The organism is Nanoarchaeota archaeon (genome assembly GCA_018897155.1).
Lineage (GTDB): Archaea > EX4484-52 > EX4484-52 > EX4484-52 > LFW-46 > LFW-46.
In genome coordinates this window covers 1-13,397 of sequence record JAHILE010000056.1, presented here as the reverse complement: position 1 = coordinate 13,397, position 13,397 = coordinate 1, and the positions used below count along the sequence as shown (strand labels likewise).

15 protein-coding genes are annotated in these 13,397 nt (G+C 43.2%); 7 read left to right on the top strand and 8 right to left on the bottom strand.

Annotated elements, in window-relative coordinates:
• Positions 1-31: 31 nt before the first annotated feature.
• Positions 32-940, bottom strand: a complete 909-nt coding sequence (locus KKB09_07535) for a hypothetical protein (protein ID MBU4301038.1) — start codon at positions 938-940, stop codon at positions 32-34.
• 373 nt (positions 941-1,313) lie between these two features.
• On the opposite strand from KKB09_07535, the gene KKB09_07530 reads away from it, so the two are divergent.
• Both KKB09_07530 and KKB09_07525 read left to right on the top strand, forming a co-directional pair.
• The gene (locus KKB09_07530) at positions 1,314-1,976 is read left to right on the top strand and encodes a hypothetical protein (protein MBU4301037.1); all 663 of its coding nucleotides are present in this window, start codon (positions 1,314-1,316) and stop codon (positions 1,974-1,976) included.
• A 41-nt stretch (positions 1,977-2,017) separates the two neighbouring features.
• A complete protein-coding gene (locus KKB09_07525) occupies positions 2,018-3,280 on the top strand; it encodes a tRNA pseudouridine(54/55) synthase Pus10 (protein MBU4301036.1) in 1,263 nt (420 codons plus the stop codon).
• A gap of 94 nt (positions 3,281-3,374) precedes the next feature.
• Here KKB09_07525 and KKB09_07520 read toward each other — a convergent pair whose 3' ends face one another.
• Positions 3,375-3,647, bottom strand: a complete 273-nt coding sequence (locus KKB09_07520) for a hypothetical protein (GenBank protein MBU4301035.1) — start codon at positions 3,645-3,647, stop codon at positions 3,375-3,377.
• 64 nt (positions 3,648-3,711) lie between these two features.
• On the bottom strand, positions 3,712-3,900 hold the full coding sequence (locus KKB09_07515) for a hypothetical protein (protein ID MBU4301034.1): 189 nt from the start codon (positions 3,898-3,900) through the stop codon (positions 3,712-3,714).
• Between the two features lie 190 nt (positions 3,901-4,090).
• Here KKB09_07515 and pyrB point away from each other — a divergent pair, with 190 nt between their 5' ends.
• Together pyrB and KKB09_07505 are read left to right on the top strand one after the other, a co-directional pair.
• The gene (pyrB, locus tag KKB09_07510; protein MBU4301033.1) at positions 4,091-5,017 is read left to right on the top strand and encodes an aspartate carbamoyltransferase; all 927 of its coding nucleotides are present in this window, start codon (positions 4,091-4,093) and stop codon (positions 5,015-5,017) included.
• A complete protein-coding gene (locus KKB09_07505) occupies positions 5,017-5,454 on the top strand; it encodes an aspartate carbamoyltransferase regulatory subunit (protein ID MBU4301032.1) in 438 nt (145 codons plus the stop codon). The genes pyrB and KKB09_07505 overlap by 1 nt, the downstream gene beginning before the upstream one ends.
• 9 nt (positions 5,455-5,463) lie before the next feature.
• Here the strand turns inward: KKB09_07505 and KKB09_07500 are convergent, their stop codons facing one another.
• The 4 genes from KKB09_07500 to dnaJ form a co-directional block, all read right to left on the bottom strand.
• A complete protein-coding gene (locus KKB09_07500; GenBank protein ID MBU4301031.1) occupies positions 5,464-5,892 on the bottom strand; it encodes a DUF86 domain-containing protein in 429 nt (142 codons plus the stop codon).
• The gene (locus KKB09_07495) at positions 5,879-6,280 is read right to left on the bottom strand and encodes a nucleotidyltransferase domain-containing protein (GenBank protein ID MBU4301030.1); all 402 of its coding nucleotides are present in this window, start codon (positions 6,278-6,280) and stop codon (positions 5,879-5,881) included. The genes KKB09_07500 and KKB09_07495 overlap by 14 nt, the downstream gene beginning before the upstream one ends.
• Before the next feature lie 80 nt (positions 6,281-6,360).
• Complete coding sequence (locus tag KKB09_07490) at positions 6,361-6,795, bottom strand: hypothetical protein (protein MBU4301029.1); 435 nt, start codon at positions 6,793-6,795, stop codon at positions 6,361-6,363.
• 9 nt (positions 6,796-6,804) lie between these two features.
• Positions 6,805-7,974, bottom strand: coding sequence for a molecular chaperone DnaJ (dnaJ, locus tag KKB09_07485; GenBank protein ID MBU4301028.1), 1,170 nt, complete (start codon positions 7,972-7,974; stop codon positions 6,805-6,807).
• A gap of 96 nt (positions 7,975-8,070) precedes the next feature.
• Between dnaJ and KKB09_07480 the strand changes: the two genes are divergently transcribed.
• Both KKB09_07480 and KKB09_07475 read left to right on the top strand, forming a co-directional pair.
• Complete coding sequence (locus KKB09_07480) at positions 8,071-8,520, top strand: hypothetical protein (GenBank protein MBU4301027.1); 450 nt, start codon at positions 8,071-8,073, stop codon at positions 8,518-8,520.
• A 50-nt stretch (positions 8,521-8,570) separates the two neighbouring features.
• The gene (locus tag KKB09_07475) at positions 8,571-9,485 is read left to right on the top strand and encodes a TIM barrel protein (protein ID MBU4301026.1); all 915 of its coding nucleotides are present in this window, start codon (positions 8,571-8,573) and stop codon (positions 9,483-9,485) included.
• Positions 9,486-9,504: 19 nt separating this feature from the next.
• Here KKB09_07475 and KKB09_07470 read toward each other — a convergent pair whose 3' ends face one another.
• The gene (locus tag KKB09_07470; protein ID MBU4301025.1) at positions 9,505-10,668 is read right to left on the bottom strand and encodes a hypothetical protein; all 1,164 of its coding nucleotides are present in this window, start codon (positions 10,666-10,668) and stop codon (positions 9,505-9,507) included.
• 162 nt (positions 10,669-10,830) lie between these two features.
• Between KKB09_07470 and KKB09_07465 the strand changes: the two genes are divergently transcribed.
• The gene (locus KKB09_07465; GenBank protein ID MBU4301024.1) at positions 10,831-13,266 is read left to right on the top strand and encodes a valine--tRNA ligase; all 2,436 of its coding nucleotides are present in this window, start codon (positions 10,831-10,833) and stop codon (positions 13,264-13,266) included.
• Positions 13,267-13,397 lie beyond the last annotated feature (131 nt).

Here is a 13,397-nt window from a genome sequence, read left to right as displayed (position 1 = left end):
TCTTTGGGAGGACCGGCCGTTCAGTCATTATTTAGTAGGTTGCGATTATTGTCAGAGTTCCTGTTACAGCATCTCCTGCAGGCGTTCCTTTTGGTACCGAAGCCTTAACAGAAAATGCTGCTTCATCGCCGGGCACTATATTAGCCCGTCTCAAATAATCGCTATTTGTACAAGTTGGATAATCGGCCAACGTGGCATAATATTTATAAATGTATATTTTATCGCATGTAGATGCGGCTGCAACGCATTGATCTGCAAGAGGCCCATCAGTACATGTGAATACACCCCAATCAGTTCCTGTTGTGACTGCACTACAGGCAGACAATCCAGCAGCTAAATTTCTGTTCATAGTTGTCTGATTTTCAGGAATTACCTTAATTGCAAAGGTCGTAGCCGTGTTATTGCAAAAGCCATTTGTTCCGTTTTCAAGCTTCCAGAGATACTCATTACCTGAAGCATTCCGGTACCAGCCATGTGAGAATTTTCCAGTAGTTCCAGCTAAATTTAGTGTTTCATCAGTAAGAACTGTTGAAAGATTCCACTCAAGGCGCCCTGCATGATAAAATGACGTATCTGTAGCGTTTTTTACCATCACCAAACCAGCTGCTGAATAATAGGCAGCATCTGCGGTCTGAAGCGGATTAGAAGGTTCGTCACCAACTGTGCTTGCATTCATATATATGCTGCTCACATTAACCGAACCGGTGTTCTTGATTATAAGATTGCTGACTGCTGAATCAGCACCAGGATTAATAGAACCTAATTCACCGGTTGTCCATGAAAGCGAATTTGGAAGAACGACTATTGCGCCAACAGAGGAAATGTTAATATTAACCGTAACAGTATTATTTGTCGTAGCTGCGATTGCAGCCTGTGCAGTAATCAGAAAAGCCAAAACAGCAAATACTGTCAAATAACAAAATCCCATTTTAGATTTCATGTTTTATCCCCTTAAATCTCCTATTAAATCCCTTACTCTCTTCTTAGATAAAAATATTATTAATAAGTAAAGAATATATGCTTATCAGAGCATATAAAGCTTTAAGGTACTGATGTACTATTATAAACATACCACTTATTTTCATAAATGTTTTTTGGCCAAAACTTTTTTGCCCGTGCCCAGAAATACCCCCTAAATTTCAAAAATTTTGCAAAATGAAAGGATATATAGTACATTCGTACTAAATATAACCATGCCATCTGATTTTGATTTAAAATCAGCGTCAGCAGCCTTGTAGTACTTTAGTACCTACGTGGCTTAAACGCATTAAAAAAAGAATAGTATAAAGATACCTTATGTAAAGGAGATCGTTATGAAAAAGCTTTTTGAATACAGCAACTTTTGGCTTATTTGGCTTGAATGCGCAGGAGATCCTGAAGGAACATCCCTGTTCAAAATACAGGAAGAATGGAAAATCACGACAAACTACCTATATCATAAAGAAAAAGGGCTTGGAAAATCCCTCTTGAAGAACATGATTGAACAAGGATATATGCAAAATGGGAAAAAAGGTCCGACAGCCAAATTCGATTGGATACCATCGTATGTGCTTGAGAAACACAAACTCACAGACCAAAGCGGCTGGTCGCTTAACAGCTTCATAATAGAAAAAATGCCCGCAATGCAAAAGTTCATAGAACATAATCACACAATCCTTTTCGACAGAGTTCTCTTAAAAAAGCTTTACAGGAATGACCTTAGCACAATAAAGAGTTCTGGCTCCACAATATTTGACGATATACGGCTTTTCGTGTTTGTATCAAACATGATGCCATTCTGCAAGAAATACGGCGCAGATATTGTAACTCGAATGTTATTCACAATGCTGTCATTCTATTCTGAAAAGGACCTTTTGAGCTATTTCAATACATTAAGGCAAAAAATATCTGAAGAAAATATACCCACAGTTATCGAAAATGAAGGCGAGCTTGTGCGCGTCCTATACACGATGGAATCGCAGAAAAAACAGGCATAAATCGCAATATCTTTTTAATGATTCTTCTGCAACAATAGCGCATGCGAATTATCGAGATTGCTGAAAAAGTGCTTAAAACCGGCTGCTTGTGCGACAATTGCCTCGGAAGGCAGTTCGGCCAGCTTCTTTCAGGATATACAAACAAGGAACGCGGATGCGCAATACGCACCGTTCTTGCAATGTCTGCGGAAAGGGGTGAAACCCAGTTCAATGAAAACTTCGAGACCATCAAATTCAGGATTCTTAAGGCGCCGAAAAAAGCAGAAATTACAGAAACGAAGCCATGCTGGATTTGCGGATGCCTATTTGAAAAAACCGGCGAAATCACAAAAAGAGCAATAGAGGAACTTAAAGGAATTGAATTCGAAACGTTTCATATTGGAGTCACTTTGTCAAAGAAGCTTCATGATAATGAAGAAAAACTTTGGGAAGCCAGCGGAATAGATTATTGCGAATCAATAAAAACAGAAATAAGCCGCGCAGTTGGAAAACAACTATCCTACGACCTTAAAAAAGAAGTAGACTTGAAAAATCCGGACATTGTCTTGCTTCTGAATCTTGAAAAGAATGCTATAGAAGTAACGCTTAATCCAATATGCTTTCGAGGCAAATACAAGAAGCTTGCGAAGATTCCGCAAACCACTTGGTACTGCCCTCGATGCCGTGGAGTCGGATGCGACAACTGCAACTGGACCGGCAGGCTTGCCAAAACCAGCGTCCAGGAAATAATTGCCGAGCCGTTCCTGAAGCTGACTAAAGGCACTGGAACGCGATTTCACGGAGCCGGACGAGAAGATGCTGATGTACTTTGCCTTGATTGGAGAGAGTTTGTAATCGAAATACTTGAACCGAGAATCAGGAAAATCGACCTGAAAAAGATAAAATTTAAGGCATCTGATGCGAAAAAAGTACAGGTTTCTGCATTAAAAATCGCAAGCATTGCAGAGATTGTGCAAGTGAAGGAAAAGAAGGCGCATAAAACATATAAAATTATAGTTTCTCTTGAAAAGCCGGTTGCTGCAAAGGATTTGAAGGAACTGAGCAAACTGAAAACAACAATATCGCAACGGACTCCGCAAAGAGTGGTTCACAGACGCGCGGATATCATCCGAAGGCGCAAGGTGCTTTCAATAAAAGCGAAGCTCCTGAATCCCAAGACTCTGGAAATTGAAGTCGAAACAGAAGCTGGACTTTATGTCAAAGAACTGGTTACAAGCGACGAAGGAAGGACTAAGCCTTCGGTCTCAGGGATTCTTGGAATAGGCGCAAGCGTGAAAGAATTAACTGTTGTGGGGATTGAATAACGCTATGCTTTCATAGCATCGCTGAAAATCTGTTCGTTTCACTCTCAGCTTTTCAGCGCGTCGCTGAAAATCTGTTCACTCACTACGTGAGTTCTCAGCTTTTTAACGCATCGTTAAAAATCTTCTTCTGATAGGGAATCATATCATCTGGCGCGCGTCTGAAATATTTCAGTTCAGTGTTATCCGGTGTCGGCGCAGCTTTTCCACCGGCAATCTTTACAATATGCGCAAGCGCGATTATATGCCCGCGCGGGTCGTCGTTTATGTATTCGTAGACGCCAAGCATCTTTACGATTTCTATGTCGGCGCCTACTTCACGTTTTGCCACTCGCTTCACAGCATCAGACAGTTTCTCATTGTAATGCACAAATCCGCCTGTAAGGTGCCATTTTCAGACTCGATAGAGGCTGAAAAGCTTGAAACCGAAGGTTTCATGACATACCGCGAAAAGGCTCGGTATTGCGTTTTCCAAGCAATATGCCGTTTTCATCTTTAACAATCACTTCAACAACTATGGTAGGAACCATTTTCAGTACCTTTAAAAAATCCGTTTTTGAGAGATTTGGCACTGATTTTATGGGTTTTGTCATAGAAATCAGATATTTAGGGCGCTGTTGCATAAGATTTAATTTATATATGCCAAAATTCTTGCTCAAATCTTAGCGTTGAACGCAAGAATTTTGAATGACTCGGTTTTAGCTTTGCAGATAACGCTAAGGTGTATGTGCTCTGCGAATTGTGCAACAGCACCGATATTTAGTTGTGATTCTTTCGCTTAAATAGATTTCAGTCCAATAATTTTTGATATGTATGAACCTGGAAGGACGCGACATAATTTCTATTGAAGATTTGACTAAAGTGGACCTAGACAAGATATTTTCTGTTTCAGAAAAGATGCTTCCTTTGGCTAAGCAAAGTTCTGACATCTGCAAAGGCAGAATCCTTGCAAACCTGTTTTTTGAGCCCAGCACAAGGACGCGCATGTCTTTTGAAAGCGCGATGTATAGGCTTGGCGGAAGCGTCATAGGATTCGCTGACTCTCAAGTCACATCAGCCAAAAAGGGTGAGGTGCTCTCAGACACAATACGCATGGCTGCTTCTTATTCCGACATAATCGCCATGCGCCATCCTTCAGAAGGCGCGGCACGGGTTGCTGCCAACGCATCGGATGCTCCTGTGATAAACGGAGGCGACGGAGGCCACCAGCACCCGACCCAGACATTGCTTGACATGTTCACGATATTGAAGGAAAAGGGAACCATAGAAGGGCTTAAAATCGGCCTTTTCGGCGACTTAAAATACGGACGAACAGTACACTCGCTTGCATATGCGCTATCGCTTTTCCCGAAAGTCAAGATTTACTGCATTTCGCCCAGTCAGCTGAAAATGCCGGAATATGTACAAAACCAGCTTGCTGTAAAGAATATTGATGTTTTTGAACATGAAGAAATTGAAAAAGTAGTGCCAGAGCTTGATGTGCTTTATGCAACGCGGATACAGAAAGAGCGCTTCGGCTCGGAAAAAGAATATTTCGATGTAAAGGGCCGCAACATAATTGACAATAAAATAATGGCTCTTGGAAAAAAGGACATGATATTGATGCACCCCCTGCCGCGCGTGGACGAAATTGCGTACGAGGTAGATAATGACCCGCGGGCAGTCTATTTCAAACAGGCTGCATATGGGCTTCCTGTAAGAATGGCGCTGATTGCGCTTCTATTGGGTTCGGTGAAATAATGAATGAAAAGACACTCCGCGTTGAAAAAATAAAGAACGGCACAGTGATTGACCATATAGTTGCCGGACGAGGTGCAGAAGTCTTGCGCGCGCTAAAAGGAATCGAAGGAAGGACAGTCATACTTGCGGTGAATGTATCCAGCACGCGCATGGGAAAAAAGGATGTCTTAAGAATTGAAGACAAATACTTGGCGCCGCCGGAATACAGCCATGTCGCGCTTGTGAGCCCTGATGCAACTATTGTCACTATCCGCGATTTTGAGGTGATGAAAAAGGAAAAAGCAGACCTTCCGAAAAGCCTGAAAGGGATTGCAAAATGCAATAATCCCGCTTGCGTCTCAAACAGGGAACCTGACGTGGCAAGCGAATTCAGTGTTATTGAAAAAAGGCCTGCGCGCCTAAAGTGCCTTTATTGTGAGCAGGAGATGAGGGTTTAATTAGAACAATTACGCTTTTTCAGCCATAAACTTCAGTATTGTTCTCACAAACTCTGTGATGTCTTTGATATCCTCGCGCATAATGGAAAAAACAGCCTTATCATCAACTTTCGTGTAATAATGCACTAAAAGATTCCTGAAACTTGCCATCTTTTGCAATCGTTCCGAAAGATTTCTTGAAATAACGCGGTTTTCCTCTAAGATAGAAAATACGTCTTTGTAATCCTCGGGTCTCCTTAGTCCAATGCTTGCGATTATATGATTTCCAATGTCAATACAAGCCTCAATAGACTCAAGAAGCGCATGCCTTCCGGCCAATGTGGTTCTATAGGTTTTAAGGAATTTTTCCTCGCCTTCATCAAGAATGCTTTTTATTTCTTTCAGATTCCTTTCTATTACATCGATTCTAAGATTTACAAGCGATTTATCCAATGCCATACCGTTCAAGCCTCCTTTGGTCGTATTCTTGCATAATATATGAAAAATCAAGATAACGGCTCATTAATGCGGTTTCAAAACTGACGCGCGCCTTCTTATTTCTTGAAAATACTGTTTTTCCTTCCTTGAATACGCGCGATTTCAAAAGCAGCGGCATTGAATTCATAATCCTTACTTCAACCGGCTTTCCTGTTTCTTTTTCAAGCTTTTGTCCGAGTTTTGCTTCATAAGGCGCGCTGTTTTTCGGTATTTTCTTGAGAAATACTGCTAAATCAATGTCGCTGTAATCCTTTTCCCCTCTTCCAAAGCTTCCGTAAACGTAAGCAAATAATACGTTTTTCTCTGTTCTGAAAGCTTTTTTGATTTTTTCAAGGAGAATTTTGCGCATAACAATCACCACATTTACTAGATTATGTTAGCGCGGATTGTTAATAAAGATTTATAGAATGATGGCTTTGCTCCTAAATCTCATAATGCCTCTTTTTCTTCAAAGCCATATTTGCAGGGTATTCTACAACAATAAGAGCCAATCTTGCCTCGTGGCTGGCTGTTCATAAGCTTATCAAATCTTTGGTATGTATCGGGGTTATTACGGATATATTTTGTTCTTTTTACTTCAGTAATCTCATTAAAATCATTGATAGAAATTGCCTTATCACCATAATGGGTAAAATGTTTTGATGTGGGTGGGTTACAACTTTCGACTTTCATGGCATAAATCAGCTTTCTGTCGTATATCCCATTACAGAGTTTTTTGCCACCTATACCTATAATCCAATCGCCGACTTCTGCATGCTTTTCTATGCTTCTCTTTTTGCATCCACATAAGATACAAATGTCGTCTTCAATTTTCGGCGCTTTACCTTTATCGGAAGTCATAACATATATAAGCAGTCTTGGCATATTTCGACCTCAAATATACTCTTTGAATCGGTCAAAGAAACCCTTTTCCACTTTCGCGCCCTCTCCTTTTGCAATTTTGGCGTATTCTTCAAGAATCTCCTTTTCTTTTCCTGACACTTTTGCCGGAATGTTTACGATAATGCGGATAAGCAGGTCGCCGCGCTTGCCAGTCCTGATATCCGGCATTCCCTGGCCCTTAACCCTGAAAATCGTATGGCTCTGCGTTCCTTGGGGAATGCGAAGCTTGACCTTGCCTTTGATTGCCGGAACTTCGACTTCTGCGCCAAAAACAGCCTGCGGTATGCTTATAGATGTCTTTGCGTAAATGTCGTTCTCGTACCTGTCAAAAATAGGATGTGAATCAACATGCAGAATAATATAAAGGTCGCCGGAATATCCGCCGTTTGTGCCTTCCTCGCCCATTCCTTCAACCCTTAGATGCGAGCCAGTGCCTACTCCTGCAGGGATTTTTATGTCAATTGTGCGCGTCTTCTCCACCCGTTTCGCGCCGGCGCATTCAGGGCATAGCGCCTCCGCAACCTTTCCTTCTCCACCACATTTGTCGCATGCCCTGATACTGACAAACTGGCCGAACGGCGTCCGCTGCACTGCCTGGACTTCTCCGCGTCCGCCGCATTTTGAACAGTCTTTAAGCGTTGTTCCCGGCTTTACACCGGAGCCTTTGCATGTCGGGCATTTTTCGAATCGCGGAATATTGATTTTTTTGACGGCGCCGCTGAAAGCCTCGTCAAGCGTAATATTCAGGTCAAATCGAAGGTCAGCGCCATCCACTGGACCGCCGCGCCTTCCGCCCCTTTTTCGTCCGCCTGTGAAAACGTCAAATATGTCGCCAAAACCGAAACTTGAAAAAATGTCCTCAAAATTCTCAAAGCCGGCACCGCCTCCGCCAAATCCCCTGAATCCTCCAGCACCGGCTCCTGCACCGCCGCCTGCAAAGGGAGCGTGGCCGAACTGGTCGTACTGCGTGCGTTTCTGCGGGTCTTTCAGGACTTCAAAAGCCTCGTTGACTTCCTTGAAACTCTCTTCAGCAGTCTTGTTTCCGGGATTTACATCCGGGTGAAATTTTCTTGCGTGTATGCGGTATGCTTTCTTTATCTCCTCATCTGTTGCGCCGCGTTTGACGCCCAGAACTTCGTAATAGTCGCGCTTTTGTGGCATAGATAAATAATATAAACAATTAGTTTTAAAAGAGTTGCGAAATCCAGATATTGGCAAATCAAAACATTATTAAATATTTAATTCGAAGCACAGATTATGAAAAACGTACTTGATGAAAAATTTAAAAAATATCTTTTGGAAACATATAATGTAGAAAAAATGACTCCTGAAAAGCGCGATGATATCCTTACACGTATGGAGGACATAGATCTCAAAGAGATTGCAAAGCAACTGAATGCGGGTGAAGATAGCTTTCAGCGCATATGGAAGCTTTTCACAGGAAATGTATCACAAAGGCAATTGAGTATCCTTAAGTGCATATACAAACACGGCCATGAAACTGAATACACATCATCGGATCGTATAGCTATGGCCGCAAAAGTTTCTTTTCCAAATTTAATATCGCAAGTCAACCTACCTTTATTATACTATATGGGCGTACTGCCTGACTTAAAAAAAGAGTACCGAAACACAAGCAATAGCACGATGTATAAATTCACAGTTGACCGCGAAGTAATGCCTCTTTACTATAAAAAACTTCTGTAGCGCAGGATTTAGGCGACGGCTATTTATTCTAAGCCATCCAATTCTTTCCCATGGGCGCGACAGTAAAATTCGGCACTGCCGGAGTTCCAATCTCTGCAACAAAACGCGACACTATTTCCGGAATCTCACGCGTCCGAGAACTCGGTCTCAAGGCGTTGGAAGTCGAATTCGTGCGCGGCGTCCATATGTCGAATGAAACCGCAAAAAAAGTCGGCACTGCGGCAATTGAGCACGGAATCGACCTTTCGGTGCACGCGCCGTATTTCATCAATCTTGCAAGCGAAAAAGCGCAGACAATTGCAGAAAGCAAACAGCGCGTTCTTGATTCGCTCGAGCGCGGCGAAGCAATGGGCGCGAAAATAGTTGTGGTGCATGCGGGATTTTACGGGAAAAATGCTGCGGCTTCAATCGGGATGATACGCGACGCATGCATCGAACTTGCTGAAAAAATCAGAAAAGAAAGCTGGAACATAATTCTTGGCCTTGAGACAAGCGGAAAGTCGAGCCAATTCGGCACGCTTGATGAAATAATTGAGCTGTGCAGAGACATAAAAGAATGCGCGCCAGTTATCGATTTCGCGCACATCTACGCAAGGCAGGCAGGGCATATAGATTACGGAAAAGTGCTTGACGCAGCGAAAGAATACAAACATCGTCGCTCCATCGCGGATGCGACGACTTATCGCGATGTCGCTCCTCATCGTCATTCAATCGCGGATACTACGCTCTGCCGCGTTTTCACTCCTCATCTTCACTGCCATTTCTCGGGCATCAATTACTCGATTGTTTCAGAAGGCAAGGGAAACGAGCGCAGCCACGAACCTATCGGAAACCCGCAATTTGCGTCATTGGCGCGCGAAATTCTGCGGCGCAAGCTGGATATGACAATCATATGCGAAAGCCCGAAACTTGAAGAAGACGCGCTGAAGATGAAAGAAGCACTTAAAGAAGACGCAAAAACTTAATTAATCATATTTATACTGCCTACGGATCGTTTTCATCCACAGGCACGATTGAAAGCACCCTTATATTTGATAAGCTGTACGAGCCGCGCGTCTTGAATTCTATTGTGTTTCTTCCGGAGCGCAGGTCCTTGAGGTCGAAATTGACATAATTCTCTTTGAAGCCTCCTTCGCTTTCAACTTTTGACAGCTCAATCGGCTTGTTGTTGACCATAACTGTGATTCCGCGGTCAAGATAAACCGCGTCAACATCAAATGTTATCCTGCCTGTCGAATTTTGCGCCTTGTAGAGGGCGAGCTGGCCGTCGCCCATGCTGAAATAGATTTTCTTTGTAACGCTTTCGCTTCCGGTAAAGAAGAACATCAAAAGCTCGACATTTGACAAATCGTATGTTGCATCTTTCTCAGTCCTGAAACGAAGTGTATTTTCGCCTGCATGTATCTGGGCTTTTTCGCGCGTGAAATCCTTTTGGTGTATTGTGCTCCTTGAAATAGGCCTGTCGCGGTACACTTCCTGCCCATTCACATTGACTGCAAGATCGCCAGCAATTGTCGCATCGTCAACTCCGAATAAGAGGCGGCCTGTGCTCCATCCGACAGCTTCATAATCATAAACTGTAAACGGCACTACGTACTCCTGCTCACCATATCGCTTCACAACAAGCTTTATGTCTTTTAGAATGTACGTTGTCGGAGCCCAGAATTTCTCAGCAGATGATGTCGCTTTTATCTCAATAGTGTTTGTCGCTTCCGGTAAAGTTATCTGAATTCGGTAATCTCCCTTTGCAGTGATGTTATCATAAACTTTTCTGTCGTTAAAATAAATCTGAAGGCTGCCGTACTTGTTCATATCAGCTACTGTAAATGTCATATACGCGCCAACCGCGCCGCTTCCCGAAAACTGGAATGACTCGGAATGCTCCCTGAACCATCCATTTTCTATTATTGCGTCGCTTAGATTGTTTGTGGTTTCTTCACCTAGAGTCTGCCCGACTGAAAACGAGCCAAAAGAAATGCGCCTGAAAGTCTCCTGCACAGAACCGATTTGCCCGACAATATTTTGGGAGAACAAAGTTATGTTGTTAGAAGCAATTCCCTCTTCTTCAAACATAGAAGAGCCGGATATAAGGAGCGCGAAAATGATGAGCGTTACGCCTGCCGCGAGAACTTTGACAAAATCAGACATGATTTTTATTTTGTTTGATTATGTATATATAGGTAATCACTGAATACGGAATAATCAAACATTAATAGCTCGCGAATTGAGGGGGGAATCCGCTTTTATAGCTTTAAATCATTTTCCCATCAATAATTTGCAGATTGATTCTATATTTGTTCTGTGAATTTTATGCCTCTGAAAGAGAAGACATGGTCAAAGGAAATGGAAGAGCCTATTCGAAAGAAATGGCGAGAGACAAAGCGCTACGCTTTCAACGAAAACACCAAAAAGCCGGTTTTCTCAATAGACACGCCGCCGCCATACATCAACGCACCGGTGCACATAGGCCACGCAACAGTTTACACGCTGATGGATATGTTCGCGCGTTTTAAACGCATGACCGGACACGAGGTCATATTTCCGCTAGGGCTTGACCGCAACGGACTTCCGATAGAAGTGGCGGCAGAAAAGAAATTCAACGTGATTCCAACTGTTGTCGGCCGCGAAAAATTCATAGAATACTGCGAAAAGCTTCTCGAAGAGTTCAGCATGGCATCAGTTGATACATTCTACAAACTCGGGCATTCGTTCTGCTCATGGGAACTCGGAAATCATCTCGCCGATGGCTCGAAGCTTTCGAGCAAAGCTCGAAACAATATCGGCGACGTATATTATACGGATTCGCCGGAATACCGCGCGCTTACACAGGCGACATTTATCGACATCTGGAAAAAGGGTCTTGTATACGAGGACAAAAAAGTCAACAACTACTGCCCGCAATGCAGGACAACAATAGCGGACTCAGAAATCGACTACAAGGAAGAGGAAATAACTTTTAATTATGTGAAATTCAAAGTCAAGGAAACCGGAGAGGAGATAATAATCGCAACCACGCGACCCGAATTAATCTGCTCGTGCGCGATGGTTATTTTCAACCCGGAGGATGCGCGCTACAAAGACCTTGTTGGCAAGACCGCAATAACGCCGATTTATGGAAAAGAAGTGCCGATAAAAGCTCACCCGTATGCGAAACTTGATGCAGGAAGCGGGCTTGTTATGATGTGCTCTTTCGGCGATTCCAACGACATAAGATTTTTTCGCGATGAAAAGCTTGAGCCGATATATTCTATAGGCATTGACGGCAAAATGAATGAAAACGCTGGCTTTCTCGCAGGGCTGAAAGTGAAGGAGGCGCGCAAAAAAATAATTGAGGAAATGCAGGCAAAAAACCTGATTGAAAAGCAGATAAATTCAAGCCACAGGACGCCGATTTGCGAGCGCTCAAAGACGCCGATAGAATTCGTGGCGATGAAAGAAATATACATCCGCCAGCTTGAGTTCAAGGAAGACATGCGAAAAATCGCTATGAAACTCAATTTTTATGCCCCTCAAAGCAGGCAGATTCTGCTTGACTGGATTGACGCTATCTCAATGGACTGGGCAGTGTCAAGGCGCAGGTATTATGCTACTGAAATCCCGCTCTGGTATTGCAAAAAATGCGGAGAAACTATTGTGCCTGAAAAGGGCCCGTATTACCGGCCGTGGAAGGACGCTGCTCCGGTACAAAAGTGCCCTAACCCCAAATGCGATTCAAAGGAATTTGCTGGGGAGACGCGCGTCTTTGACACGTGGTTTGACTCCTCAATCTCGCCGCTTTACATCATGCACTATACCGACAAGCCGAAGTTTTTCGCAAAGTACAAGCCAGTCACAATCAGGCCGCAGGGACGCGAAATTGTCCGAACATGGCTATATTACACACTTCTGCGATGCCACCAGCTTTTAGGCGAGCCAATTTTCCGCGATGTATGGATACATTACCACGTAACTGATGAGAAAGGCAATAAAATGTCAAAATCCCTTGGCAATGTCATAAACCCGCAGGAAGTCATTGAGAAATACGGCGCAGAGTCATTCAGGCTGTGGTGCGCGCTTGAAGGCAACATCCACTCCACAGACATCATGTGCTCGTTTCCGCGGATAGAATCCGGAAACAAATTCCTGATAAAGCTCTGGAATGCGAGCCGCTTCATTTCGTCATTTCCAAAAGCAAAATTGAAAGATTCCGAGCTGCAGCCTATTGATTACTGGATTTTGGGCGAACTTAACGCGCTAATCGAATCTACAAAAAAGAGCTATGAAGAATACGACTTTCATAATCCTGCGATGCGAATCAAGAACTTTGTCTGGGAAATATTTTCATCACATTATCTTGAGATGGTTAAGAATCGCGCGTATAATGAAAAGGGCGCATATACTGAAAAAGAAAGAAACGCCGCGCTTTACACGCTGCATCACGTACTTTTCGAATCAATGAAATTGCTTGCGCCGATTGTGCCGTTTATCACAGATAAGATTTACAGCGAACTTGCAGAAGGCGACATACACGCAGAAAAATTCCCGGAGCCGACAAAAGCGGCAACGCAGGTTTCTTTCTCAACCGCAGATATTATTGAACTTAACAGCGCGATATGGAAAGCGAAAAAAGATGCAGGACAATCATTAAAAGCAGAAGTCAAAGAGTTGACAATGCCTGAGAAATTCAAGCCAATAGAGCGCGATTTGGTCCAGATGCATAGCGTAAAAAAAGTTGTATATGATAAGGAGATTAAAGTAATTATTTAGTCCGAGCGCCGCAAGAACCCTGCCCGCTTTAGCGGGCGGATGAATTGCGTCACCAGCTTCTAAGCGCTCGGAATTCAAGAATCATTAGATTTTTCTTCTAGAAAACCTAAGAATAGGGCAGGGAACGAACC